The 961-nt window shown below is 67.8% G+C and carries 1 protein-coding gene; it reads left to right on the forward strand.

All coding sequences use genetic code 11. The features are described from left to right. The coding region (locus EN991_RS37845) for an FUSC family protein (protein ID WP_206519354.1) at positions 1–961 on the forward strand (961 nt) is incomplete at both ends.

The following is a 961-nucleotide window of genomic DNA, read 5'->3' on the forward strand; positions in this document are numbered from 1 at the left end:
CTTGCCACCTATGCCGGCGGTGCGTTCTCCGGCGGCGACCCGGCAACGCTGTCCGCGCTGCACCGAAAGCTGGTCACAGATACCCAGACGCTCGGCGAGATGCGCGCCTATGCCAGGCTCGAGGCGCCGAGCTTCGCGCCGCGCGCGCATCCGGTCCGGCGCACCATCGGACAACTGCTCTCGGCGCTGTCGGCGGCACGTGCGTTGCATTCGCATGCCGCTCCGAAGAATGCGGCGCTCATTCCGGTGCGTTCGGAGTTGCAGGCCCTTGTCGGTGAAATGGCCACGAAGCCCGGCGCGCTGGACGACACCACGCCTTGGGTGGCGCGGCTCGACACCATCTCGGCCAAGGCCCGGCAAATGCCCGATGCCTCGACCGACCAGGGCGACGACAGGGTCGGCACGATCACCCGCCTGACCATTGCCGCCGATTTCGCCGATGCGCTCAAGCAGGTGCTGCGCGGCCTCGATGCCCTGCGTGCGCCTGCCACGCGCCCGGCCAGGGGCAGCAGGCAGCCTGCGCTGGTGGTGCATCGCGATTACGCCGGCGCAGCGCGCAACGCGGTGCGCGCTGCCCTTGCGACGCTGCTGGTCGCGGCCTTCTGGTTGACGACGAAATGGTCGGAAGCCGCCGGCACGGTCATTCTCGTCGCCGTCGTGTCGAGCCTGTTTGCTGCTCGCCCCGACCCTGTGCAGGTCGCCTGGGGTTTCTTCAAGGGAACGCTTCTGGCGCTGCCGTTTGCCTTTCTCGTCGGCCAGATCGCATTGCCTGCCCTGCCCGGCTTCGGCTGGTTCATGCTGTTTGTCGTGCCGATCCTGGTGCCGACGGCGCTGGCCATGGCCAATCCACGCTATGTCGGCGTGGCGACGGCTTTCGCCATCAACTTTCTCGCCTTCCTCAGTCCACACCAGGCGATGACCTACGATCCCGGACCCTTCTTCGCCGGTTCGGCGTCGATCC

This window comes from Mesorhizobium sp. M7A.F.Ca.US.005.03.2.1, from assembly GCF_003997795.1.
Taxonomy (GTDB): Bacteria; Pseudomonadota; Alphaproteobacteria; order Rhizobiales; family Rhizobiaceae; genus Mesorhizobium; species Mesorhizobium ciceri.